Source organism: Sphingomonas bacterium, from assembly GCF_903643035.1.
GTDB lineage: Bacteria > Pseudomonadota > Alphaproteobacteria > Sphingomonadales > Sphingomonadaceae > Sphingomonas.
The window spans coordinates 1-2,855 of the sequence record NZ_CAHJWW010000322.1 but is presented as its reverse complement, the minus strand read 5'-3'; the positions used below and the strand labels follow the sequence as shown (position 1 = coordinate 2,855).

Genomic DNA, 2,855 nt, shown 5'->3' with positions numbered 1-2,855 from the left:
GGGGGGATAGCAGACCGGCTGCTTTCGAGCGGACGGCCGACGAAACCGGCCCTTTGTTCATCATGTCGCGGCACCGGCCAAAATCGCCGGCGTGGGGGGCGCAGCCACCGGCATCAAATTTCCGTTTTCTCCGATAGCGCGAGCGCATCTTCGACGTCGACACCGAGGTAGCGGACTGTACTTTCAATCTTGGCCTGCCCGAGCAGGATTTGTACCGCGCGGAGGTTGCCGGTGGCTTTGTAGATGATCGACGCCTTGGTACGGCGCAGCGAATGGGTGCCGTATTCTTCAGCCTGTAGACCGATGCCCGTGACCCATTCCCGTAGCAGGCGGGCGTATTGGCGGGTACTCATGTGCTTCATGTAATCATTGCGACTCGGGAAGACATAATCGTTGAGCGTACCGCCCCGACGCTCGAGCCACGCGAGAAGCGTCCGTCGTGCCGGCTCAACAATTTCGAATTGCACGGGCCGCTTGGTCTTCTGCTGGACAACGATCGCCCGGTCCCGGATGTGGCCACCGGCGACGACATCGCCGATCCGCAGCTTCACGACATCGCAGCCGCGAAGCTTGCTGTCGATCGCGAGATCGAACAAAGCGCGGTCACGGAGCCGCCGGTGTTGGTCGAGCCAGAAGCGGATGGCCCATACCTGTTGCGGCTTGAGCGCGCGCTTGGCACCCATGAGCCGTCCGTCGTTCCACGGGCGAAGCTCCTGAAACGCCGGGTCGAGCGACGAGTGACCCATGGTCTACCTCCCAAGCTCTAGGGGGTTCGGCATACCAGAAAACCATTAAGCAGCTTTTGCATAACCGCTAGCGCCGCCTGAACGAGCGCCCGATCTCGGCGGTGGCCGGAGGATGCCAAATGACCGAAGGCGGGGGTCACACTCGCGGTCGCAGGTATAGCGGCGCGCTGGGTAGTGGCCGGCGCTAGTCTTTTGCGGCCATATGCCGTATACCTTTGATGCCTACCTGGAGTCGAGATGTGGATACCGCAAAGCTGTTCTGGACCGGTCGCAGCCAAGCTGTGCGGTTACCGCGAGCCTACCGCATCGACGGCGATGCCGTTCGCATCCGGCGCGCGGGGGCGGCGGTCGTGCTGGAGCCCCTGCCGGTCAGCTGGGCGTGGCTCGATCGGCTGCAGCCGGTCGACGGCGACTTCTTCGAGAGCGGCCGCGATCAGCCGCCGCCGCAGCCGCGAGCGTTGTTCGAAGCGGCGTGACGTTCTCGCTCGACACCAATGCGGTCATTGCCGTGCTGCGCGATCCGGGCGGCACCGTCGCTCAGCGGCTGCGCCAGCGGTCGCCAGGGGACGTGTCGGTGTCGGCGGTGGTCCTGCACGAGCTCTACTGGGGGGCGTACCGCTCGGCGCGGGTCGAGCACAACCTCGCGCAGGTCGACGCGCTCGCATTTCCAGTGCTTGATCTCGATCTCGACGACGCGCGCGAGGCGGGGCAGCTTCGCGCCGAATTGGCAGCGGTCGGCCTGCCGATTGGCGGCTACGACCTGCTGATCGCTGGCCAGGCGCGGGCTCGAGGATTGATCGTCGTCACGGCCAACACCCGCGAGTTCGAGCGCGTGTCTGGCTTGAGCGTTGAGGATTGGGCGGCAGCGTGACGCGGCGGCAAGCTCGCAGCCGTCGGCCCGCCTCGCCCGCAACGCTTCAAGCTGCGTTACGCCAGCGCATTGTTGACGCCGGATTGCCGAATATCGAGGTTTAGGGTCGTTGCGCAACGAGCTTCGGGCAAGATCCGATGGGGGACGATATGGTCACCTGAGCGAACGACCGGTTTCGGAACGTGGGACAGGTGATGGGAACGGCCAGGATGGGGCTGCGCGCCTAAGATGCCTTAATTTGGGAGGTGTGGCGTCTTTGACGTTACGCTGCGACCACAGCCACGCGCCGACGTCTCGCCACCCCACCCACCGCGGCGAAGCCGGCGATAAGCAAGGCCCAGGTGGCCGGTTCGGGGACGCTGGTGGTCAGCGAATAGCCGCCAAGCGCGAATTGCTCGCCCGGCCCGCGGCCAGCGCCCTCGATACCGAGATAGAAGGCGTTGACCGCGGTGGCATCGAAGCCGGGCTGGAAGTTGATCGGAATATAGACATCGAACGGGCCGCCGTTTGCCGGCGCGCCGGAGTTGGCCGCACTGTCGATGTAGTAACCGGTCGGTGAATAGGCGGTAAAGAATTCGGCGTTCAGGTTTAGCCCTTCTGCCAGGCGCAGGAAGTGCAGGTGGACGTAGTTGTACGGCGTGGTGTCGACGGTTCCGCCCGGCACCCCGACGGAAAACTGTACGCCCGCCGCGGCATTACCGGTAGACGAAAAGGTCAGCGCTCCGCCGCCGCTGGTCACGGTGTTGACGAAAGGCTGGCCGCCGTCGAAGGCGACGGCGTACAATCGCCGCGGATTGGGCACGGCCTCGGTGGTATCGACGACGACCCCGTCGCCGACGTGCGCGTAGGTGTTCACGATCGCCGGAGCGGCGAAATTCTCGACCACATACGTCCCGGCGATGGCCGGCTGGCCGGCAACCATCGCAGTGACGGCAAGGGCGATAAGCGGACGGTTCACGGCTTGGTTCGGCATGTCGGGCTCCTTCGGCGCAGGGGACGGCACTCGATCAGGAACACGCCGCGCAGCCTCGCTTCCGGACACGATCCGTGAAATATTCGTTGCGGTCGGCTGTGGGGGGGCGGAAAGTGACTCTGTCGGCGGCGCAGTGGGACGAGGCGAAGGCGCTGTTCGACGCCGCGCTCGACTGGCCGGCGGACGGCCGGGCCGATCGTCTTGCCGGCAGCACCGGCGACCCGGCGGTCGCGGCCGAGGTCGCGAGCCTGCTCGCCGCGGCCGA

The 2,855-nt window shown here is 65.6% G+C and carries 4 protein-coding genes; 2 read left to right on the top strand and 2 right to left on the bottom strand.

From position 1 onward, the window contains the following. Positions 1-113: 113 nt before the first annotated feature. Entirely contained in the window at positions 114-746 is a 633-nt protein-coding gene (locus HUV01_RS14590) for a tyrosine-type recombinase/integrase (protein WP_174298926.1), read from the bottom strand. Between the two features lie 239 nt (positions 747-985). Between HUV01_RS14590 and HUV01_RS14585 the strand changes: the two genes are divergently transcribed. Further along, positions 986-1,222, top strand: coding sequence for an antitoxin (locus HUV01_RS14585; protein WP_174298925.1), 237 nt, complete (start codon positions 986-988; stop codon positions 1,220-1,222). Continuing rightward, entirely contained in the window at positions 1,219-1,617 is a 399-nt protein-coding gene (locus tag HUV01_RS14580; RefSeq protein ID WP_174298924.1) for a type II toxin-antitoxin system VapC family toxin, read from the top strand. Before HUV01_RS14585 ends, HUV01_RS14580 begins: the two co-directional genes overlap by 4 nt. Positions 1,618-1,879: 262 nt before the next feature. Here the strand turns inward: HUV01_RS14580 and HUV01_RS14575 are convergent, their stop codons facing one another. Beyond that, complete coding sequence (locus tag HUV01_RS14575) at positions 1,880-2,590, bottom strand: PEPxxWA-CTERM sorting domain-containing protein (protein ID WP_174298923.1); 711 nt, start codon at positions 2,588-2,590, stop codon at positions 1,880-1,882. Between the last annotated feature and the right edge of the window lie 265 nt (positions 2,591-2,855).

Bases quoted from the DNA above. Each gene is read 5' to 3' on its own strand.
- HUV01_RS14590 (WP_174298926.1), bottom strand. From the start codon at position 746: ATGGGTCACTCGTCGCTCGACCCGGCGTTTCAGGAGCTTCGCCCGTGG.
- HUV01_RS14575 (WP_174298923.1), bottom strand. From the start codon at position 2,590: ATGCCGAACCAAGCCGTGAACCGTCCGCTTATCGCCCTTGCCGTCACT.